Origin of the sequence: Leisingera sp. ANG-S5 (assembly GCF_000813925.1) — a bacterium.
Classification (GTDB): Bacteria; Pseudomonadota; Alphaproteobacteria; order Rhodobacterales; family Rhodobacteraceae; genus Leisingera.
The window spans coordinates 406,720-427,651 of sequence record NZ_JWLH01000010.1 but is presented as its reverse complement, the minus strand read 5'-3'; the positions used below and the strand labels follow the sequence as shown (position 1 = coordinate 427,651).

The 20,932-nt window shown below is 64.5% G+C and carries 23 protein-coding genes; 12 read left to right on the top strand and 11 right to left on the bottom strand.

The features are described from left to right. Positions 1–17: 17 nt before the first annotated feature. Positions 18–839, top strand: coding sequence for a protein-disulfide reductase DsbD domain-containing protein (locus RA25_RS16655; protein WP_241477431.1), 822 nt, complete (start codon positions 18–20; stop codon positions 837–839). After that, positions 836–1,297 carry an NUDIX hydrolase gene (locus RA25_RS16650; RefSeq protein WP_039173830.1) on the top strand — a complete coding sequence of 154 codons (462 nt, stop codon included), beginning with the start codon at positions 836–838 and terminating at the stop codon, positions 1,295–1,297. Before RA25_RS16655 ends, RA25_RS16650 begins: the two co-directional genes overlap by 4 nt. On the opposite strand, the gene RA25_RS16645 is transcribed toward RA25_RS16650, so the two are convergent. The 6 genes from RA25_RS16645 to RA25_RS16620 all read right to left on the bottom strand — a co-directional run bounded on the left by RA25_RS16645 (position 1,267) and on the right by RA25_RS16620 (position 8,781). Then, positions 1,267–4,662 (bottom strand): efflux RND transporter permease subunit, encoded by a 3,396-nt coding sequence (locus RA25_RS16645; RefSeq protein WP_039173827.1) that lies wholly within the window; start codon positions 4,660–4,662, stop codon positions 1,267–1,269. The genes RA25_RS16650 and RA25_RS16645 overlap by 31 nt on opposite strands. A gap of 5 nt (positions 4,663–4,667) precedes the next feature. After that, complete coding sequence (locus tag RA25_RS16640) at positions 4,668–6,122, bottom strand: efflux RND transporter periplasmic adaptor subunit (RefSeq protein ID WP_039173825.1); 1,455 nt, start codon at positions 6,120–6,122, stop codon at positions 4,668–4,670. Positions 6,123–6,248: 126 nt separating this feature from the next. Next, the gene (moaB, locus tag RA25_RS16635; protein WP_039173822.1) at positions 6,249–6,791 is read right to left on the bottom strand and encodes a molybdenum cofactor biosynthesis protein B; all 543 of its coding nucleotides are present in this window, start codon (positions 6,789–6,791) and stop codon (positions 6,249–6,251) included. Continuing rightward, a complete protein-coding gene (locus tag RA25_RS16630) occupies positions 6,792–7,412 on the bottom strand; it encodes a LysE family translocator (protein WP_019297135.1) in 621 nt (206 codons plus the stop codon). Continuing rightward, the gene (locus RA25_RS16625) at positions 7,409–8,008 is read right to left on the bottom strand and encodes a metallophosphoesterase family protein (protein ID WP_039149372.1); all 600 of its coding nucleotides are present in this window, start codon (positions 8,006–8,008) and stop codon (positions 7,409–7,411) included. Before RA25_RS16625 ends, RA25_RS16630 begins: the two co-directional genes overlap by 4 nt. An 8-nt stretch (positions 8,009–8,016) precedes the next feature. Beyond that, complete coding sequence (locus RA25_RS16620; RefSeq protein WP_019297137.1) at positions 8,017–8,781, bottom strand: uracil-DNA glycosylase; 765 nt, start codon at positions 8,779–8,781, stop codon at positions 8,017–8,019. 154 nt (positions 8,782–8,935) lie between these two features. On the opposite strand from RA25_RS16620, the gene RA25_RS16615 reads away from it, so the two are divergent. The 6 genes from RA25_RS16615 to RA25_RS16590 are packed head-to-tail and all read left to right on the top strand — an operon-like array spanning position 8,936 to position 12,988. After that, positions 8,936–9,886, top strand: coding sequence for an aspartate carbamoyltransferase catalytic subunit (locus RA25_RS16615; RefSeq protein ID WP_039149377.1), 951 nt, complete (start codon positions 8,936–8,938; stop codon positions 9,884–9,886). A 4-nt stretch (positions 9,887–9,890) separates the two neighbouring features. Then, on the top strand, positions 9,891–10,424 hold the full coding sequence (locus RA25_RS16610) for a hypothetical protein (protein WP_039173819.1): 534 nt from the start codon (positions 9,891–9,893) through the stop codon (positions 10,422–10,424). Next, positions 10,406–10,807 (top strand): hypothetical protein, encoded by a 402-nt coding sequence (locus RA25_RS16605; RefSeq protein WP_082023091.1) that lies wholly within the window; start codon positions 10,406–10,408, stop codon positions 10,805–10,807. Before RA25_RS16610 ends, RA25_RS16605 begins: the two co-directional genes overlap by 19 nt. Next, positions 10,804–12,114, top strand: a complete 1,311-nt coding sequence (gene pyrC, locus RA25_RS16600) for a dihydroorotase (RefSeq protein ID WP_039173817.1) — start codon at positions 10,804–10,806, stop codon at positions 12,112–12,114. The genes RA25_RS16605 and pyrC overlap by 4 nt, the downstream gene beginning before the upstream one ends. Beyond that, the gene (gene plsY, locus RA25_RS16595; protein WP_019297142.1) at positions 12,114–12,719 is read left to right on the top strand and encodes a glycerol-3-phosphate 1-O-acyltransferase PlsY; all 606 of its coding nucleotides are present in this window, start codon (positions 12,114–12,116) and stop codon (positions 12,717–12,719) included. The genes pyrC and plsY overlap by 1 nt, the downstream gene beginning before the upstream one ends. Continuing rightward, entirely contained in the window at positions 12,716–12,988 is a 273-nt protein-coding gene (locus RA25_RS16590) for a hypothetical protein (protein ID WP_039173815.1), read from the top strand. The genes plsY and RA25_RS16590 overlap by 4 nt, the downstream gene beginning before the upstream one ends. Here RA25_RS16590 and lfb1 read toward each other — a convergent pair. Further along, the gene (lfb1, locus tag RA25_RS16585) at positions 12,978–13,328 is read right to left on the bottom strand and encodes an LIC10280 family protein (protein WP_019297144.1); all 351 of its coding nucleotides are present in this window, start codon (positions 13,326–13,328) and stop codon (positions 12,978–12,980) included. The two genes, RA25_RS16590 and lfb1, sit on opposite strands and share 11 nt — an antisense overlap. Positions 13,329–13,568: 240 nt before the next feature. Here lfb1 and RA25_RS16580 point away from each other — a divergent pair, with 240 nt between their 5' ends. Then, a complete protein-coding gene (locus RA25_RS16580; protein ID WP_019297145.1) occupies positions 13,569–14,045 on the top strand; it encodes a YHS domain-containing (seleno)protein in 477 nt (158 codons plus the stop codon). Between the two features lie 72 nt (positions 14,046–14,117). Here RA25_RS16580 and RA25_RS16575 read toward each other — a convergent pair whose 3' ends face one another. From RA25_RS16575 to RA25_RS16560, 4 genes are all read right to left on the bottom strand, one after another. Further along, on the bottom strand, positions 14,118–14,372 hold the full coding sequence (locus RA25_RS16575; RefSeq protein WP_019297146.1) for a hypothetical protein: 255 nt from the start codon (positions 14,370–14,372) through the stop codon (positions 14,118–14,120). Positions 14,373–14,566: 194 nt separating this feature from the next. Further along, positions 14,567–15,937 carry a glutamate--cysteine ligase gene (locus RA25_RS16570; RefSeq protein WP_039173812.1) on the bottom strand — a complete coding sequence of 457 codons (1,371 nt, stop codon included), beginning with the start codon at positions 15,935–15,937 and terminating at the stop codon, positions 14,567–14,569. A 65-nt stretch (positions 15,938–16,002) separates the two neighbouring features. Then, complete coding sequence (locus tag RA25_RS16565; RefSeq protein ID WP_019297148.1) at positions 16,003–16,530, bottom strand: hypothetical protein; 528 nt, start codon at positions 16,528–16,530, stop codon at positions 16,003–16,005. Positions 16,531–16,692: 162 nt separating this feature from the next. Next, complete coding sequence (locus RA25_RS16560; protein WP_039173810.1) at positions 16,693–17,418, bottom strand: 16S rRNA (uracil(1498)-N(3))-methyltransferase; 726 nt, start codon at positions 17,416–17,418, stop codon at positions 16,693–16,695. Between the two features lie 12 nt (positions 17,419–17,430). Between RA25_RS16560 and ubiA the strand changes: the two genes are divergently transcribed. The 3 genes from ubiA to RA25_RS16545 are packed head-to-tail and all read left to right on the top strand — an operon-like array spanning position 17,431 to position 20,654. Then, positions 17,431–18,393 (top strand): 4-hydroxybenzoate octaprenyltransferase, encoded by a 963-nt coding sequence (gene ubiA, locus RA25_RS16555; protein ID WP_019297150.1) that lies wholly within the window; start codon positions 17,431–17,433, stop codon positions 18,391–18,393. A gap of 60 nt (positions 18,394–18,453) precedes the next feature. After that, positions 18,454–20,343 carry an OmpA family protein gene (locus tag RA25_RS16550; protein WP_019297151.1) on the top strand — a complete coding sequence of 630 codons (1,890 nt, stop codon included), beginning with the start codon at positions 18,454–18,456 and terminating at the stop codon, positions 20,341–20,343. Further along, the gene (locus tag RA25_RS16545; RefSeq protein ID WP_019297152.1) at positions 20,340–20,654 is read left to right on the top strand and encodes a hypothetical protein; all 315 of its coding nucleotides are present in this window, start codon (positions 20,340–20,342) and stop codon (positions 20,652–20,654) included. The genes RA25_RS16550 and RA25_RS16545 overlap by 4 nt, the downstream gene beginning before the upstream one ends. Positions 20,655–20,932: the final 278 nt, after the last annotated feature.

Sequence of the window (20,932 nt, the reverse complement as noted above, 5' to 3'; positions counted from 1 at the left end):
GGCGCATGTATTCACGTATGAAACGGACAATGCTCAAAACCGCTGCTGCCGCGGCAGCTTTGCTGGCTGCTGCAAGCGGGTTGCCTGCGTTTGCCGGCGCTGCGGACGGCGATATCGTTCAGGTCGAGGTGCTGGATGGCGGGATGACCTCCCGCGGCACCCATCTGGGCGCGCTGCGGATCACCCTGCAGCCGGGGTGGAAAACGTATTGGCGAGCGCCCGGCGATGCCGGCATCCCGCCCAGTTTTTCCTGGCGCGGGGCACGCAATATCGGCGGGCTGTCGATCACCTGGCCGTCACCAGAAGTATTCCTGACCTCCGGCTACCGCACCATCGGCTATCATGACCAGCTGGTGCTGCCGGTTGAGATCACGCCTGAAACCCCCGGCAAGCCTGTGCGCCTGAAGGGCCGGATGCAGCTGGGGGTGTGCAAGGACGTCTGCGTGCCGGCCGAACTGAAGTTCGACCATGAGCTGGACAGCAGCGCCGGCCGCAACCCTGCAATTGCCGCCGCGATGGCCAGCCGCCCCTGGTCGGCCAAAGAAGCGGGCGTGCGCAAGGCCACCTGCAGCCTGCGTCCGTCGCAGTACGGCATGACGGTTACCGCACGCATCTCGATGCCCTCTGCCGGCGGCGAGGAGGTTGCGGTGATCGAACCCGGCAACCCCAAGCTTTATGCAGGTGAAACCACCACCCGGCGCGATGGCGGGCAGCTGGTGGCGGAGACCGAGTTCCTGCCTGCAGACGGCAATGCCTATGCCATCGATCGCTCGCAGCTGCGGATTACGGTGCTGGGGAAAAATCACGCGGTTGATATTCAGGGCTGCAGCGCCGGATGAGCGCAGCCAGCAGCCCTGCCCGCCCGGTTCTGGGCACTATTGCCGTGGTCTGCCGCCATTCCGGCGGGCAGGACCAGGTGATCCTGGTGCAGCGCGGCAAGGAGCCGAACGCAGGCTGGTGGGGCTTTCCCGGCGGCCATGTGGAGATGGGCGAGACGGCCTTGCAGGCCGCGGCGCGCGAGCTGATGGAAGAAACCGGCGTGGCCGCCCGGCCGCTGGAATATCTCACCAACGTGGATGTGATCTCGCGCGATGCATCCGGTATGGCGCAGCGGCAGTATCTGCTGACCGTGGTGCTGTGCGAGCACCTGAGGGGCGAACCGGTGCCGGATGATGACGCCGAACAGGCCGAATGGATTCCGATTGCAGAAATCGAATCCCGCGGGCTGCAGCTTCTGGATCAGGTCGGCGACGTGGCGCGGCTGGCTCAAGCCCGCTGGCGAGCGTTGAGCCGGTAGGCAATTCCGCCCGCGGCATAGGCCAGCAGTGCCAGTGTGAAGGCCCCCACAATGAAGGCCAGCAGCCCTGCCCGCACCGGCTCCATTGCCGCCAGCGCCGGGATCATCCGCAGCGCAGGATGCAAGGCTCCGGTTGCCATCGCCCAGCCCAGCGTGAGCACCAGCCACCCAAACTGTGCCAGCGCGGTGCCCAGAACCAGCCAGCGCAGGCGCCCAGCCCCCTGCCGCAGCGCGCGGCGCAGGGATGTCAGCGGCCGCGACAGGTCGCGCTGCATGGCCACCAGCGCTGGCACCACCAGCAGCACCAGGAACATCCCGAATCCCAGGCCATAGACAAGCGTGATCACCGTGGGCTTCAGGAATTGCGCTTGCTGGGAACGTTCAAACAACAAAGGCGCGAGACCCAGCACCGTGGTCATGGTGGTCAGCATCACCGGGCGCAGCCGGTCTGCCGCCGCGTCGATGATGGAGGGGATCAAGCCGCGGTCCTGCGCATACTGGTCGATGGTGGTTACCAGCACGATGGAATCGTTAATGATGATCCCGGTCATCCCCAACAGGCCAACCACGGTGAACATGCTCAGCGGCACCTCCCAAACGTAGTGCCCCCAGATGGTGCCGACCAGACCGAAGGGAATGATCGCCATCACAACCAAAGGACGGGTCCAACTGGCGAAAATCCAGGACAGCACCAGGTAGATGCCGGTTAGGCAGAGGATAAGCCCGGTACCCGCCTCCTGCAGGAACGTCTGTTCCTGCTCTGCCAGACCGGACAGGCGCCATTCCACTTGCCGCTCGCTGGCAATGTTCGGCAGGATCTCGTTCTGCAGCGCCTTCGTCACCGCCTCGGCGCGGGCCGGATCGTCCTCAGAGATGTCGCCGGTCACGCTGATCACCCGGATGCCGTTCTCGCGGCGCACGGTGGAGAAGCCGGTGCGCTGAGTGACCGAGACGATATCGGCAAGCGGCACATAGATGCCGCTGGGGGCCCGCATCAGGGTGCGCTCCAGGAAGTCGGCGGTCAGCTCGTTTCCCGGCAGTTCCACCCGGATTGTGGCGCTGCGCGGACCGTCGGGATAGGTCGCCGCCTCGATCCCGTTGAGCCGCGCCCGAAGCGCCTGCCCCAGGCTGCCAATTGTAAAGTTCAGCGCCTGACCCTGCGGCGTAAGGTCGAGGATCACTTCTTCCTTGTCGTAGGCGAGATTGTCCTCCACTGCCGAGACTTCCGGGAAGCGCAGAAGTGCGGTTTTCAAATCTTCGGAGGCATCTTTCAGCACTTGCACGCTGGGGCCCGAGAACTGCACGTCCAGCGCGTCGCCGCCAGGCCCTGAACGCCAACTGCGGAAGGAAACCGTTTCAACCATCGGGTGGCGCACCACCCGTTCCTGCAGCTCTGCCACAAAGGCAAAGCTGGAATAGGGGCGCAGGTCGGCGTCGATCAGTTCAATCGAGATACCGCCCAGCAGGTCGGTATCCTTGGCCTCCACCCCGCTGAGGCCGCGGCCAGCATTGCCACCGGTTTCGGCCATCACGAAGTCCAGCGGGTTGCGGCCGTAGCGTTCAGCATACTCGGCACCCAGCGCCTCTGTCGCGCGCTGCATTTCCTGCATCATCGCCATTGTGTCGGCGCGGCTGGCGCCCTCCACCATGGCGAAATTACCGGTGACCGAGCCGCGCTCCGGTGCGTTGAAGAAGCGCCATTGCACATTGCCGTTTATGAACAGCGCTGCCTGGCTGGCCAGAATTGCCAGCGCCCCGGCCAGAACCGCGTAGCGCGCAGTGACGATGTAACCCATCAGCGGGCGGAAGGCATGGTCACGCAACCAGCGGAAGCCGCGGTTCACCATCCGGTTCGGCCAGTCATACCAATGGCGCGCCTGAGCGTGGGTCAGCGCATGGGCCAGGTGGTTGGGCAGGATCAGGAAACACTCCACCAAGGAGGCCGCCAGCACCGCGATCACCGTGAACGGGATATCCCGGATCAGCTCGCCGAACCGTCCGCCCACAAGGGTAAGGCCAAAAAAGGCGATGATGGTGGTGAGGGTTGCGGCGAATACCGGCATCGCCATGCGGCGTGCGGCGTTTTCCGCCGCCTGCATCGGGCTTTCGCCCAGCCGGCGGACCCGGAAATCGGCGTGCTCGCCGACCACGATTGCGTCATCCACAACGATGCCCAGAGTGATGATCAGGCCAAACAGGCTGACCATGTTGATGGTGATCCCGGCGGCATACATCAGCGCCACGGCGGCAAACATTGAGGCCGGGATACCCATTGCTACCCAAAAGGCGATGCGGGTGTTGAGGAACAGGAACAAGAGGCACAGCACCAGGCCAAGCCCCATCAGGCCGTTGTCGACCAGAATATCCAGGCGGTCGGTGATGGACTGGGCACGGGTCCTGATCAGTTCCGCCGTCACCCCCTGCGGCAGGCTGGCCTGCATCTCATCCACGACCTCCTGCACCCGTGCCTGCAGCCGGATGGCGTTGCCCTGATCAGAACGGTCCACCCGGATCGACATCGCCGGGTTGTCATCGACGAAGTAGGAACGGTTGCGGTCCACGCCCTCGACCCGGATCTGCGCCACATCACTGATGGTCAGCACGGAGCCATCGGCATTGGTGCGCAGCACGATTGCCGCAAGCTCATCCGGTTGGCGCTTTTCGCTGCCGGTGCGCACACGGGCGTTGGCGCCGGAGACGTCGCCTGCAGGGTCGGCATCGACCTCTGCCGCGATGGCCTCCGCGATCTCGCGCATGGTGATGTCGTGGGTGATCAGCTTGGCGGTGGGCACCTCGACAATGGTTTCCGGCGCTGCCACGCCGCGGATCGTGGTGCGGGTGACACCGGCCTCAAAGAGGCGCACGACCAGTTCGTCAGCAAAAAGACCCAGCTGCCCTGCCCCGACCGGCCCGGTGATCACCACATCGGTCACCCGGTCGCGCCAGGCGCCGCGGCGCACCTCAGGCTCCTCTGCCTCCTCCGGCAGGGTGGTGATGCCGTCCACCGCGGTCTGCACATCGTCGGTGGCCTGACCCATGTCGGAACCGGGCTCAAACTCCAGGGTCAGCGTCGCCAGTCCTTCGCGGGAGATGGAGGAGGTCTCCTCCACGCCGTCAACGGCCAGCAGCGCAGGCTCCAGCACCTGCACGATGGCGCTGTCCACATCTTCTGGACCGGCGCCCTCCCATTCAACGGTGACGGTAACACGTTCGACAATCACATCCGGGAAGAACTGCGCCCGCATGTTGGGCATCGCAGCCGCACCCAGCACCAGCATGATCACCAGCAGAAGGTTGGCCGCGGTGCGATGGCGAGTGAAATAGCTGAACAGCCCGCGGGCCTGCCGGGGAAGCCTGCGCGCCATCGGGTTCAGCCTCCCATCCGGGATTCAATCCGGCTTACAAGCTGGGCGGGAACTTTGGCCTCTGCCAGCTGCTGCAGCATCTTTGCCTTCATCTCCGAAGGCATCCGGCTGTTGCCCTCAACCAGCGCAACCAGCTGGGCGCGGCGCTCATCCGTGAGTTCGATCAGCACCGGCAGCGCCTGCGCTTCTGCGCCCCGACGCAGCGGGCGCACCTTGATGCCGGTCCCCAGCAAGGGCGTGCGGCCTGTCACAACTTCGCGGCCTTCCAGCCCTGAGCCGCGGATCAGCACGTCATCGCCCTGGCGACGCACCAGCTCAACGGGCAGCGCCTCCAGCCGGTCCTCTTCACCCAGCAACAGAACGGTGCCGTCTGCACCCAGCGCGGAGGCCGGAACCCGCGCGACCGCGCGGACTTCAGGCTCTGTCACGTGAACCGTCACGAAATCTTCGGGTTTGAACCCGGGGGCTGTGTTCAGGCTGGCGTAGACCAGCCGCCCGGTCTGCCCGTCCCCCGCAGCACCGCTGGCGCGTGATATCCGCCCGGTTGCGCTGAGGCCGGCACCAGCCGCATCCAGCGTCACCCGCACTGGAGCCTCCAGCAGGCGGCCGTCACCGTCCAGCAGCCGGGCGTATTGCGCGGTGGAAACCCGGAAAGCTACCTCCAGCAAGTCCGGATCGACCAGATCAGCAAGTTTTTCATTGGCGGAGACAAGCCGGCCCTGCACCAGGCTGACCGCCTGCAGGGTGCCGTCAAAGCCCGCCTTGATGGTGGTGTCCTCCAGGTCGCGCCGCGCCTCGTCCAGCGCGATCTGCGCCCGGGCCACCCGGGTAGCAGCCTGATCCGCGCGCGCCTCTGCCTGGCTGACCGCCTGGCGGCGCGAGATCACGGTTTGGCGGGCTTGAACCGCGGCAAGCTCCGCGGTTTCCACCGTCGCTGCAGTGCCAACGCCGCGCTCCTGCAGATCCACCTGCCGCTGGAAAGCGCGTTCGCGCAGCTGCGCCTGGTCCTGGGTTGCCTGAAGCTCGTCCTGTGCCAGAATCAAGGCCCGCCCCGCATCGCGTTCCTCAGCCCGGGCGTCCATCATGTCAGCCTCGGCCCTGTCCAGCGCGGCCTGCGCATCCGCAGGATCAATCTGCACAAGCACCTCGCCCGCCCGGACCGCGCCGCCTTCCTCGAAATCCTCAGAGAGCTGCACCACCCGTCCACCGGAGGCCGTTCGCAACTCCAGTGTGCGGCGGCTTTCAACCCGGCCAAAGGCCGTCAGCTCCGGTGCAACCGTCTGCAGGTCCGCGGTCACCACGTTGACCGCAAACACCCGTTCGCGCGCCGGCGGCGCCTTGCGTTCGGCATTGAGCTGCGCCTCGATGGCGCCAAAGACCAGCTGCCCGGCATACAGCAGCAAAGCGGCCGTCAGCGACGCCAGGAAAAGCCCCATCAAACTCTGACGCAAAAAGCGCATGTCTCTCCCTTCCGGTGGCGGCTGCTGCCGGGGCCGCGCATGGGCCGCAGAAGCGCGAATGCCTTGTGCCTGCTTGAAAATATAGGATTCTCCGCGCAGGTTTGCGAGGTTACACGCAGCGCTGGGTTACTTCCGGCGCAGATGTTCCTCCAATCTGGGCATGATTTCCACGAAATTGCAGGGCCGGTGGCGGTAATCGAGCTGTTTTGACAGGATTTCATCCCAGCCGTCCTTGCAGGCACCTGGGCTGCCGGGCAGCGCAAACAGGTAAGTTCCGCCCGCCACCCCGCCCGTAGCCCGAGACTGCACTGCGCTAGTGCCGATCTTCTGCATCGAGACCCAGGTGAAGACAGTGCCGAAGGCTTCAATTTCCTTTTCGTAGACGTCGCGGTGGGCCTCCACCGTCACGTCGCGGCCGGTCAGGCCGGTACCGCCGGTGGAGATCACAACGTCCACTTGCGGATTGGCAATCCAGGCCCGCAGTTGAGCGGCGATCTCGGTCCGCTCATCGGGAATGATCTTACGGTCGGCCAGACTGTGGCCCGCCTCCCGCAGCCGGTCGACCAGCACCTGGCCGGAGCGGTCGTCCTCCATCTTGCGGCTGTCGGACACAGTCAGCACCGCGATGCGGACCGGGATGAATTCCATGCTTTCGTCGATACGGGACATCTACGCCCTCTCCATGATTGCCAGCCGAACGGCCAGCCCTGTGAAAATTCCGGCCGAGATCCGGCCAAGCCAGCGCGCGAAGACCGGCGAGCCTGTCAGCTGGCGCCCGGCCTGGCCTGCGAAAATCCCCACTAGCCCGTTTATGACGAACCCGCCTGCGGCCAGGATCAGCCCGAAGACCAGGAATTGCGCCAGCACCGGCCCCGCCTCAGGCCGGACGAACTGCGGCACAAAGGCCAGCACGAACAGGATTACTTTGGGATTGGTGAGATTTACGAGGAAGCCGGAGCGGAACGCCTGCCTTGCGGGCACAGAGGGCGCATCGGCCTGCACTGCCCCGCAGCGCAATGCACCCCAGGCAAGATACAGGAGATACCCCACACCGATCCAGCGGATCACATCGAACAGCCCCGGCATAGCAGAGACCACTGCCCCCAGCCCAAGCCCGGCCAATGCCACATGCACCATGCTGCCCGCCGAGATGCCTGCGCTGGCCGCCACCGCCGCGGCGCGGCCGGAGCGCAACCCTTGGCCAAGGCAGAACATCATATCCGCACCCGGCGTCAGGTTCAGCGCCAGCGCCGCCGGGATGAAGGCCAGCAGGGTAACGGGGTCGATCACAGCTCCACCTCGAACCAGCTCACTCCAGGGCCGAGATTGGCCACCTGCGTCTTCCCCAGAGTGCCGCGGAAGCCCCAGCAATCATGCACATGGCCGCAGAGCAGCAGTTGCGGCTGCACCCGTTGCGCTGCGGCGCGGACCGCGGTGGAGCCGACGGACAGCCCGCGGGAGGTCACATCGCCGAAGCCTTTGGGCGGGGAATGGGAAATCAGGATATCCGCGTGATCGCAGGCTGCCAGCATCGTGCCCGCCTGTATTTCGCTCAGGTCGCAAGACCAGCCGCCGAACGGTGTTTCCGGCACGCCGTAGCCCAACCCGAACAGGCGAAGGCCTTCGATGTCCGTGCCATCGCCATGCAACACTGTGGTGTTGGCAAACCCTGCCGCGCGCAGTTCATCCGCGCTTTCGCCATTGCCGGGCACCGCCACCATCGGCGCCTTCAGCCCCGACAGCATGGCTACGGCACTGTCCAGCCCCATCCGCATGTTGCAGAAATCACCGGCCCCGATCACCAGATCCGCACCCGCACTGGCCGCCACGATATCCGCGGCGTGGGAGGCTGAAAGATGCAGATCGGAGAACGCCAGAATTTTCATTTGCTACCTCAGGACAGGCTCCCCAAACGGGCCTTCAGTTCCAGCAAATCCGCCCAGGCCAGCCGTTTTTGCGTGGGTTGGCGCAACAGATAGGCGGGGTGGAACATCGGTATGACCGGCTTGCCCCAGGCCTGATCCCACTGCCCGCGCAGCCTGGTGATGCCGCGTTTGCCCAGCACCGCCTGGCAGCTGATATTGCCCATCAGGACCAGCACCTCCGGCTCAGCCAGCGCCACGTGCCGTTCCAGGAAAGGTGTCAGCATGGCAATCTCGGCGGGCAGCGGGTCGCGGTTCTGCGGCGGACGCCAGGGCAGCACATTGGTGATATAGGCATTCTCAGCGCGACTGAGGCCGATCGCCTCCAGCATCTTGTCCAGGAGCTGCCCTGCGCGGCCGACAAACGGCTTGCCCTGCAGGTCCTCATCGCGGCCCGGCGCCTCGCCGATGATCATCACCCGCGCGCCGGCCTGGCCGTCGGAGAACACCAGATTGCGGGCGCCGCGTTTCAGGTCGCAGTGGCTGAACCCGTCTATCGCGTCACGCAATGCAGGCAAGGAAGCAGCTCCCTTGGCGGCCTTCTGGGCCACCTCGACCGGATCAACCTCCTTGGGCTTGGGCGGCGGCGCGGGGGCAGCACCCGGTTTCGGCTTCGGCGCGGCCTGCTCCAGCGCATAGCGGTCGACAGGGGCGTCGCACAGCGCTTCGGTTGCGCCAAGCTCCGCCTGCCACTCCAACAGCGCCCGCGCGCTCCAGTAATCCAATGCCGATTCCATGCGCCCAAGCTACTCCGCCCGCCGGACAAGCGGAACACCTCCCTGTCATCTTGCTGCAAATACTCAAATTCTCTGGCCGCACTCCGCACGCAGCCGTTGCCCGTTCCGCCCCCCCCGCCTATAAGAACCGGCAAATCAAGCGGAGCTGCCCCATATGTCCTTCGAACACCGCCACTTGCTTGGCATCGAACCGCTGAAGCCGCATGAGATCACCGCGATCCTCGATCTGGCCGACGACTATGTGGCGCTGAACCGGCGCCCGGAGAAGCACTCCGACGTGCTGGCGGGGCTTACCCAGATCAACATGTTCTTCGAGAACTCCACCCGCACCCAGGCCTCTTTCGAGCTGGCGGGCAAGCGGCTGGGCGCCGATGTGATGAACATGGCGATGCAGGCGTCCTCGATCAAAAAGGGCGAGACCCTGATCGACACCGCCATGACACTGAATGCGATGCACCCGGACCTGCTGGTCGTCCGCCACCCGCATTCCGGTGCGGTGGACCTGCTGGCGCAGAAAGTGAACTGCGCGGTGCTGAACGCAGGCGACGGCAAGCATGAGCACCCGACCCAGGCGCTGCTGGATGCGCTGACCATCCGCCGCTCCAAGGGCCGGCTGCACCGGCTGAACATCGCGATCTGCGGCGACATCGCGCATTCCCGCGTGGCGCGGTCCAACCTGATCCTTTTGGGCAAAATGGAAAACCGCATCCGCCTGATCGGCCCGCCGACCCTGGTGCCCGGCCAGTTCGCAGAGTTCGGCGCCGAGATCTATGACGACATGCGCGAGGGGCTGAAGGACGTGGACGTCGTCATGATGCTGCGTCTTCAAAAAGAGCGCATGGACGGCGGCTTCATCCCCTCGGAGCGCGAGTATTACCACCGTTATGGCCTCGACGCCGAGAAATTGGCGCTGGCCAAGCCCGACGCCATCGTCATGCACCCCGGTCCAATGAACCGCGGCGTGGAGATTGACGGAACACTTGCCGATGACATCAACCGATCGGTCATTCAGGAACAGGTGGAAATGGGCGTCGCGGTGCGGATGGCGGCAATGGACCTCCTGGCCCGCAACCTGCGCGCCGGGCGCCAGGCCAAGGCTGTCTGACGGGATGAGCGGTGTGATCCAAATCCCGGCGGGTGAGCGCGGCGTAATCCGGCTGTTTGCCCTGGACATGCGGCCCGAACAAGCGGCCTTCCTGAAGGAACCCGGCGCGCTGGCGCAGGTGCTGGGCATCAAAACTCTGGACATGGAGCAGGTGGAAATCTTCCCGGTTTCAGACCTGGAGGAAATTGGTCTGGCCGGTTACCTTATCGAAGGCTGCGGCGTGCCGCGCGCGCAGGTCGAGGAGGACCACGAAATGCTGCAGGCGCTGGACGGCCACGTTCTGCTTGTCCGCTCCCGCGCCTTCGGCGGTGAAGAGACGCGGCTGACCCCGGCAGAACAAATCGTGCTTAAGGGCACCTATGGCGAGCGGCAGACCAATTGGAGCGCAGCCCCGGCCACGTCGGAAAGCGCCAAGCCCTATTCCGCGCCCAAGCTTTCCCCGCGAGAGGCCCGCAGCCAAGCCCGCCGCATAGGCGCCGCCCTGTTTGCCATTGTCATGGTCCTGATTGCCTTGGCTGTATGGGCCATGGTGTTCTGATGACGGCGATAGAATTCAAACCCGACCGCGGCGCCTACATCCGCGCGCACGCTTGGATGGCGGCAATTGGCATGGGCGGCGCTATGACGGTCCTGTGGTTCTTGGACAGCGCCCACATCTGGACCGGCGCCGTGGGAGGGCTGGCGGCCATTGCCTTGCGCGGCTGGTACATGGCCAGCGAGGAACTGGCGGTGGTCTGGACACTGACGCAAGAGACCCTCTCCGGCCCGGCAGGGCGTTCGGTGCCGGTCTCCCAAATCGAAGCTGTCAAAACCATGGGCAGCTATGTGCAGGTCGTCACCAAAGGCGGCGACAAGCACCTGATCAAATACCAGGCCGACCCGGCCGCGACCCAAAACGCAATCGAAAGAGCCAAGGCATGAGCACTCTCTTTATCAACGCCCGCCTGATCGATCCCGAGGCAGGCACCGACACGCCGGGCGCGGTTCTCGTGCGGGACGGGCGGATCGCAGCGGTTGAAAAGGATGCTGCCGATTCCGCCCGGATGCTGCGCGCGCAGGGCCTCACGCCGGAAGATGTGACCGAGGTGAATTGCGGTGGCAAATGCCTGGCGCCGGGCATTGTCGACATTGGCGTCAAGGTCTGCGAGCCGGGCGAGCGTCATAAGGAAAGCTACAAATCCGCAGGACTGGCAGCGGCGGCGGGCGGTGTCACAACCATCGTCACCCGGCCCGATACAACCCCGGCAATCGACAGTCCGGAGACGCTGGAGTTTGTCACCCGGCGCGCCCAGGCAGATGCGCCGGTGAACGTGCTGCCTATGGCGGCACTGACCAAGGGACGCGAAGGCCGCGAAATGACCGAGATCGGCTTTCTGATGGATGCCGGCGCGGTGGCGTTTTCCGATTGCGACCATGTGGTCAGCAACACCAAAGTGTTCCAGCGGGCGTTGACCTATGCGCGGTCTTGCGGCGCGCTGGTCATCGCCCACCCGCAAGAACCGGTTCTGAGCAAGGGCGCTGCCGCCACCAGCGGCAAGTTCGCAGCGCTCTACGGACTGCCGGCTGTTTCCCCGATGGCGGAACGGATGGGGCTGGACCGCGATATTGCGCTCTTGGAAATGACCGGTGCGAAATACCACGCCGACCAGATCACCACCGCGCGCGCCCTGCCCGCGCTGGAGCGCGCCAAGGCCAATGGGCTGGACATCACTGCAGGTACCTCGATCCATCACTTGACGCTCAATGAGCTGGACGTGGCAGGCTACCGCAGTTTCTTCAAGGTGAAGCCGCCGCTGCGCTCCGAAGACGACCGGCTGGCTGTGGTGGAGGCGGTGCGGACCGGGCTGATCGACATCATCTCCTCCATGCACACGCCGCAGGATGAGGAAAGCAAGCGCCTGCCGTTTGAAGAAGCCGCCGCCGGCGCAGTGGCGCTGGAAACGCTGCTGCCTGCAGCGCTGCGGCTGTATCACGCCGAGCTTCTGGACCTGCCAGCCCTGTTCCGTGCGATGTCGCTGAACCCAGCCCGGCGGCTGGGGTTGGACAGCGGCCGCCTGGCGGCAGGTGCGCCTGCCGATCTGGTGCTGTTTAATGCGGACGTTCCGTTTGTGCTGGATCGCTTCAAGCTGCGCTCGAAATCGCAGAACACGCCTTATGACGGCCAGCGGATGCAGGGCCGGGTCGAAGCGACATATGTTGCGGGCCAGCCCGTCTACCGGAGAGACTGATGCCAGTACTGGAAAGTTCAGCGGCGGTTCTGATCCTGTGGGCGGTAATCGGATATGGCCTCGGCTCGGTGCCCTTCGGCATGCTTGTCACCAGGGTCTTTGGCCTTGGCAACCTGCGCGAGATCGGATCGGGCAACATCGGCACCACCAACGTGCTGCGCACCGGCAGCAAGGCCGCCGCGGCACTGACACTCCTCCTGGATGGCGGCAAGGGCGCAGCGGCGGTGCTGCTGGCCCGCTCCCTGGCTGGCGAGGATGCGGCGCAGGCGGCAGGTCTGATGGCTTTCCTCGGCCACTGCTTTCCGGTCTGGCTGGGCTTCAAGGGCGGCAAAGGTGTGGCCACCTTCCTGGGGCTGATGCTGGCGCTGGCCTGGCCGGTTGGCATCGCCTGCTGCCTGACCTGGCTCGCGGCAGCCGCCGTGACCCGGATATCCTCAATGGGGGCGCTGGTTTCAGCCGCTTCAGGCGCAGTCTGGGCCATACTGCTGGGATACCAGGTGGTTGCGCTGCTCGCACTGCTGCTGGCCGCGGTGGTCTTCATCCGGCACTCCGCCAATATTGCGCGCCTGCGGGCAGGCACTGAACCGCGTATCGGCCAGAAGTGACAGCAAAGGAGCTGCAGGCGTTTTTGGCAGCTTTTGACGCCCTTCCCCTTGGTGCCTTCACCGGGACCGCGGAAGGGCGCAGATACATGGTATGCCGCGAAACTCAGGCAAACGGCAAATCCCAAAAGCTGGTGGCACGGGAACTGGGCGGCACGGATTACATCAGCCTCAATCTCTACCGGCTCAGGTCCGGAGCACGGCTGAAACCCTGCGAGATGCCGGCGGAGAAAGTGATCCGCTTTGTCCTGTCCCTGCAGGCTAAGGAATGAGCCGTTCCAGCGCGCGGCCATTCGACCAGGTGCCGTGCAGCTCTCCGCTGGGCATCCGCACGTAGACCACCGGATAGGTATCGCCCCAATCGACCCAGACCACATCGCCGTTACGTGTGCCGGTCCCGGCATAAGCCTGGGCTCCGACTTGCCAGTTCATTTCGACCACGCCGCCATTGTCGTTGATCTGAACCGTACCGGAATAGGTGCTGCCATCGGGATTGCGGCCCTCGGCGCGGTAACTGCCGCTGATGCTCTGGGCTGCAGCCGCCCCTGCAAATACAGCAGCCGCAAGAAGGCTACCCAGCACTTCGCGGCGGGTGGGGAATGGGTGTGTCATCCTGTTCTCCCGTTTTACTGTGACCAGTCTGCCTGCATCTGTGCCGCCTGTCACCCGTTCTGCGCAAAAATGCACAAGCGGTATCCGGCTTGCGCACAGTCAAATTGAGTTGTTTTGAATGTGATCGCCCGGCTCTCCACATCGGTGCCGTGACCCGCAGCATACCGCGGCACACATGGTGAAACGCCGGCTGGGCAAGCATTTGGGAACGCCGCGGCCGGGATTTGAAAGGACGGGACCATGAACAAAGTAAAAGCACTGATCAGCGGTGTGGCTCTGTCGGTTGCAATGGCAACCTCGGCACTGGCGGCGGGCGTTGAGATCAACGCATCCTCCACCGGCCTGGCCATGCAGGGCTATGACCCGGTCGCATATTTCACGGACGGTGCCCCCACCAAGGGCAGCTACAAAATCACTTCCATTTACAATGACGCAACCTACCGCTTCGCCTCGGAAGAGCACAAAGCGGCGTTTGAAAAGAATCCCGAAGCCTATGTGCCGGCATACGGCGGCTACTGCGCCTTTGGCACCGCGATGGGCTTCAAGTTCGACGGTGATCCGAACCACTGGAAGATCGTCGACAACACCCTGTACCTGAACCTGTCGCAGGACATTCAGGAACGCTGGGAAGGCGACATCCCGGGCTTCATCGAGAAAGCCAGCGTTAACTGGACCGATATTGCTGATAAGACCCCGGAAGAACTTCAGGCGCAATAAGGCCTGAAGCTGCCACTCACGAAAAACAGCCGGCGGCAGGGCAACCTGCCGCCGGTTTTCTTTACAGAAGTGTCAGCTCCGCGCCTGACGGTCCACGGCCTCAGCGGTGCGTTTGGTGTTGTGGTAGATGCCAAGGAACAGATACAGCATTCCGCCCAGCATGATCACATAGAGCAGCCCGCCCAGCAGCACCAAAAGGGCGGGAAGGGTACCGCCCTTGAAGGGATCGGAGTAAATTGCAGCGGCACCACCGAGCACACCGACAACCATCAGAATGACAATCAGGCCAACAAGTTTCTCGAAGGCCGAGATGAAAAAATCGCGCATAGTTCAAACCTTTGTTTCAATGAACAGCGGCTGAATATCCGTGTGCAATTTTGCCGGCAAGCCGCAAAACAACTCTGGTCAGGCAATGCCCTGACCCCGCTGAAAGCCGCAGGCTGTGCCGGGGCCGCAGAATGGAAAAACCCAGCCCTTCCCTTGCGGAATAGCTGGGTGTGCAGGTGCAAGATTGCCGGCTGTCAGTAGGCAAACTCACCGTAGATCCGGCTGAGGTCACCTTCCCAGGCGCCGTTGTACCGCTCCAGCAGCTCGTCCGCGGGCACCTTGCCGGTTTCCAGGCTGTCCTTCAGCGCGTTCAGAAAGTGGGTTTCATCCGGCACCAGCCCGCCTGCGCCGGGGCGGGCGCGGGCCTTGAGGCCGCTTTCGGAGATTGCTACCACTTCGCGGGCCAGCTCGTGCATGCTGATGCCATTCACCTTGGCCTGCAGCCCCTGCTCGGAGGCGGCAACGCGCAGCGCGTCGCGGGTTTCCGCGTCCCACCCCTTGACCAGGTCCCAGGCGGCATCAAGCGCGGTTTGATCATAGGTGAGGCCAACCCAGAAGGCCGGCAGCGCGCAAAGGCGGCGCCAGGGGCCGCCGTCGGCGCCGCGCATCTCGATGAATTTCTTAATGCGGGCCTCGGGGAAGATGGTGGTCAGGTGGTCGGCCCAATCGCTGAGCGTAGGGGTTTCACCCGGCAGCGCGGGCAGTTCCCCTTTCAGGAAGTCGCGGAAGGACATTCCCAGCGCATTGATGTATTCGCCGTTGCGGTAGACGAAATACATCGGCACATCGAGCGCGTATTGAACCCAAGCCTCAAAGCCGAAGCCCTCTTCGAACACAAACGGCAGCATTCCGGTGCGGTCGGCATCCAGATCGCGCCAGACGCGGGCGCGCCAGGACTTGTGGCCGTTGGGCTTGCCGTCGAGGAACGGGGAATTGGAAAACAGTGCCGTGGCCACCGGCTGCAGTGCCAGCGCCACCCGGAGTTTCTGCACCATGTCGGCCTCGGACGAGAAGTCGAGGTTCACCTGCACGGTGCAGGTGCGGCGCATCATGGTGGTGCCCATGGTGCCGACTTCCTGCATGTAGCCGTCCATCAGCTTGTAGCGGCCCTTGGGCATCAGCGGCATGTCTTCATGGCGCCACACAGGGGCGGCACCCAGGCCGATGAACCCGACGCCGATCTTGTCGGCGATATCCTTGACGTCGCGCAGGTGGGCGTTCACCTCATCGCAAGTCTCATGGATGGTTTCCAGCGGCGCGCCCGAAAGCTCGAGCTGGCCGCCCGGCTCCAGGCTGATGTTGGCGCCGTCCTTGGTCAGGCCGATGAGGTTGTCGCCTTCGGTCAGCGGCGCCCAGCCATGGCCGTCGCGCAGGCCTTCCAGCACCGCCAGGATGGAGCGTTCACCGGCATAGGGCAGCGGCTTTAGCGTGTCCTTGCAGAAGCCGAACTTCTCATGCTCGGTGCCGATGCGCCAGTCTTCCTTGGGTTTGCAGCCGTCGGCAAGATACTGGGCAAGCTGCTCGTGGCGTTCGATCGGCCCGCCGCCGGACTGGGGAATGGACATGCCTGGCACTCCGTCCTGTTAGATCTGTCTTGAAGGGTCAGTCGTGGGCGGAATCGCCGCCAGTGTCAATGCAGGCGCTGATGTTCCGGGCGGCTGGCGGCGCGCTCCCAGATCACGACCTGGTGAGGGCCGCGGCGGCGCAGCTCCGCCAGCATCCGCTCCGTCTTGAGGCCGGGAAGGGCGGCAAAGACGTCAAACAGTGCCTCGTAGCCTTCGGCATTCACCGGGATTGCCAACGGCGGCTGGCCGGGCTGCTCCAGCAGCCAGTGCGGAGGTTTGGAGGTGTGATCCAGCGCCAGACGCTCCAATTCCGAAGCGGCCACGGCGCCGCCGTTGAGCGGCCCGAAATAGGCAATCTGCCCCTCATCCACTTGCACCACGCCAGGACCGCCGCTGCCGCGCCGGAACCGCATCCGCTGGACGCCGATGACGGCAGCGACAAGCCCGGTGGCAACCAGCGCCCAGCCGGTGATCGCGGTGAAGCCGGCCGCGGAATACGCCCATTTCAGCCCCAGCAGGAACATCAGCGCGGCGGCCAGGACCTCGCGCCATTGCCACAGGGTCTCGCGGGCTTCGGGGCGGATGAAACTCATGTGTTTCGCCTCATTCAAACGTCTGGCAGCCGGTACAGCCTGCCGTGCCCTCCTTACTTGTGGGGCCCGGGCCGCAGATGCAATGGCCGCGGACGCCGCGGCACACTCAAAGGTTAACCGAAAATGGTTTCCAGTCTGTGACCAGAGTCACGCAGCCTCCTTCTACCAGTCCCCCAGCGCCTGCTGCCAAAGGGTCATTGCCGCCACCGCGGCGGTATCAGCGCGCAGGATGCGGGGGCCAAGGCTGACCACATGGGATTGCGGCAGCGTGTGCAGCCGCTTGCGCTCTGCCTCGGAAAATCCGCCTTCGGGGCCGATCAGAATGGCCCAAGAGGCGCCCTTCTGCGTCTCTGCGGCCAGTTGCAGCGCATTGCCTACTTCAGCCTCATCGCAGAACATCAGCTGCCGCTCAATTGGCCATTGGTCCAGCAGGCGGGACAGCTTCTGCAGGTCCGCCACTTCCGGCACATAGGTGCCGCCGCATTGCTCCGCCGCCTCCACCGCATGGGCCTGCAGCCGGTCCTGGCGGATGCGCTCGGAATTGGTGAACTCGGTCTGCACCGGCAGGATGCGCGCAGCGCCCATCTCAGCGGCCTTTTCAACGATAAAGTCAGTGCGCGCTTTCTTGATCGGCGCAAACATCAGCCACAGGTCCGGCGGCAGCTGCAAGGGCTTGGACTGCTCCTGGCAAACCAACGTGCCGCCGCGCTTGCCAGCCTCCGCAACCTCGGCAAGCCACTCGCCGTCCTTGCCGTTAAACAACGCCACATGGGCGCCCGCCGTCAGACGCATCACTCCGAACAGGTAATGCGCTTGATCACGATCCAAGGGAAGTGATTGCCCTGCCCCCAAAGGGTGCTCTACATACAGTCTGATTTTCGCACTCATGGGGTCCTACATATGCAAGGCGAGACACCAGCACCAGAGGGTCAGGTCGCGGATGCGGTCAAGGGAAACTGGGTCGACACATATGCCCCGGAGTGGGCACGCCCCTACCTGCGCCTCAGCCGCGCTGACCGGCCGATCGGCACCTGGCTGCTGCTGATCCCTTGCTGGTGGGGGCTTGCCCTGGCGATCCTGGCGGATCAAAGCCCGCGCTGGAGCGACTTGTGGATTGCCATCGGCTGCGCGGGCGGCGCATGGCTGATGCGCGGGGCGGGCTGCACCTGGAATGACATCACCGACCGCAACTTCGACGGCCAGGTGGAGCGCACCCGGTCACGCCCGATCCCCTCCGGCCAGGTCACGGTCAAGGGCGCGCTGGCCTGGATGGGTCTGCAGTGCCTTTTGGGCCTGATGATCCTGCTGACCTTCAACCAAGCCGCCATAGCCATGGGCATCCTGTCGCTGCTGCCCGTGGCAGTCTACCCGTTTGCCAAACGGTTCACCTGGTGGCCGCAGGTGTTTCTGGGCCTCGCCTTCAACTGGGGGGCGATGCTGGCCTGGGTGGCGCATACCGGCAGCATGGGCTGGCCGCCGGTGCTGCTGTATCTCGCAGGCATCGCTTGGACGCTGTTCTACGACACCATTTATGCCCACCAGGACACAGAGGACGACGCGTTGATCGGAGTGAAATCCACCGCCCGGCTGTTCGGCACGGAAACTCCGATGTGGCTGCGCCGCTTTATCGTCGCCTTTGTCTGCCTGATGGCGATGGCGGTGATCGGTGCAATGCTGGAAAGCGCCTCTGTTCTGGCGCTGGTACTGGCGTTGGCCGCCCCATGGGCAATGGGCTGGCACATGACCTGGCAGCTGCGTGCCTTTGACGCGGAAAACAATGCACGGCTGCTGCAGCTGTTCCGCCTCAACCGCGATACCGGCCTGATCCCGCTGATCTTCTTTGCCCTGGCCATGTTCGTGTGATTGAACCGCGGCCCCGCGCAGGGTAAGAGCCACTAACTGACCAAGGGAAACTGCCGCCATATGCGCTTGTCCTCTCTGCTGATCCCAGGCTTGGCCTTCACTGCTGCCGCAGGGCTGAGCCTTGTTGCTGCCGGGTTTGCTGTCACCGCGGTGGAACGCAGCACCGAAACCGGGGTGCGCGAGACACTCGACACCGCAGGCCACACCTGGGCCGAGGTTACGGCCGACGGGCTGCAGGTACTGCTCGAAGGCACCGCCCCGGACGAAGCAACCCGGTTCTCTGTGATTTCGCTTGTCGGCGGCGTCGTCGACGCGGCGCGGATCATCGACGGCATGAAGGTCCCCCCGGCCAAAGGTCTGGCGCCACCCCGGTTTTCCGCTGAAATCCTGCGTAACGACAGCGGCATTTCGATCATCGGTCTGATCCCCGCAGGCTCCGGCCGTGCTGCGATGGTCAAACAGTTGAACGCTCTCGCCGGTGAAGGCAGTGTGGCCGACCTCTTGGAAACAGCCAAATATGCCAAGCCCGAGGGCTGGCAACAGGCTTTGGATTTCGCCGTCGAAGCACTGAAGCTGCTGCCCCGCGCCAAGATTTCGGTTGAAGCCGGCGAGGTCTCCATCACCGCAATATCCGGCAGTGAAGAGGCGAAGCATCAGCTGGAAGAGCAGCTTGGCCGTCTGGCCCCCCCGGGGCTGCGGCTGGCGATGGACATTGCGGCGCCGCGTCCGGTGATCACGCCCTTTACCCTGCGGTTCCTGCTAGACAAGGACGGCGCCCAGTTCGACGCCTGCTCTGCCGAGAGCGAGGAAAGCCGCAATCGCATCCTGGAAGCCGCCCGCAAGGCCGGGCTTGAAGGCGAAGCAGACTGCGTGATCGGCATGGGGGTGCCCTCCCCCAATTGGGCCCGCGCGTCGGAACTGAGCATCGCCAGCCTGGCCGAACTGGGCGGCGGGACCGTCACCATTGCCAACGCCGACATTACGCTGGTTGCCGCGGAAGGCACTGCCAGCGGCGCATTCGACCATGTGGTGGGTGAGCTGGAAAGCGCCCTGCCCCGGGTCTTTGCCCTGCACGCAGTTCTGCCGGTGCCAGAGGCCAGCGCCACTGCCGGCCCGCCCGAATTCACCGCAACCCTCAGCCCCGAAGGCCAGGTGCAGCTGCGCGGCCGGCTGAGCGATGCGGCCCTGCGCACGGTGGCCGACAGCTATGCCAAGGCACGTTTTGGCTCCGCCAATGTGCATACCGCTACCCGTGTCGTCGCCGATCTGCCCGCGGATTGGCCGGTTCGGGTGCTGGCCGGGCTGGAGGCGCTTTCCTATCTGCAGCGCGGCTCAGTGACAGTAACCCCGGAAAACCTGGAACTGCGCGGGATGAGCTACCGCAAGGATGCACTTGCCGAGATCTCCCGCTTCCTGTCCGCCAAACTGGGCGAGGCAGAGACTTATGGCCTCGACATCACCTATGAGGAACCACCTGCGCCTGCGGATCAGCCGATCCCGCCGGAGCTTTGCGAGGCACAGCTCGCTGGAGCCCAAGCCGAGTCGAAAATTGCCTTTGAACCCGGTTCCGCCACAATTGCCGCCGAAAGCGCCGCCACCATGGACCGGATTGCGGAGGTGCTGGGCAACTGCGGCCCGGTGCGGCTGGAGATTCAGGGCCATACCGACAGCCAGGGCCGCGAAGTGATGAACCAGAACCTGAGCCAGGCACGGGCGCAATCGGTTCTGAACGAGCTGCGCGCGCGCCGGGTGGTGACTTCGACTTTCGCGGCCAAGGGCTATGGCGAAAGTGAGCCGATTGCCGACAACGGCACCGAGGAAGGCCGCGAGGCCAACCGCCGCATCGAGTTCAAACTGGTCCGCCCGGCGGAGCAGACTGAAGTAAATGACGACGACAGCGGCGCGGCCGCCGAAAGCGCAGACGGCGCACAGGAGACACCAGAGGAATGAACAGGACAGAGTTCATCATTACCACCGCGATCATCCTGTTTGCGGCCTTCGCCATGGGCTGGTTCGCCAACTGGCTGGTGCACCGCTTCACCCGCGTGCGTCAGAGCGACGTGGCCGACCTGGACCGGATGAGCCAGGAGCTGCATGAGGCGGAGGAAACCCGCGATCAGGCGATCACCTATCTGCAGCAGCGCGAGGCGGAGCTGACCAATCAGCTGACCCAGACCGAAGCAGAGCTGCGGGCGGCAATGGAGGGCCTGCGCGAGGCCCGCCGCGAAACCGAAGAGCTGCGCAGCCAGATCCCGCACTGAGCAGCTTGAAGCAGCGGGATACTCCCGCGTCTGCAGACCGCGCTGGCTGCGCCATCACAATCTGAACAGACTTGGGCCAAGCGCCGCGCTGTCGCGCGGCGCGGGCGGCTCATACTCCGGCGGGTCAAGGAGGCTGCAGGCCCCGCAAAGCGGCTTGTTCTTGAGGCGCCAGCCTTCAACCACACTCGAACTTAGCCTGCCTGGGCAGGCCTGCCTCTTCAGGCCTTCTCAGCAAAATGCAAACCGCCTCGCGAAGCGCGGCGCCCGGCCCAACAGGC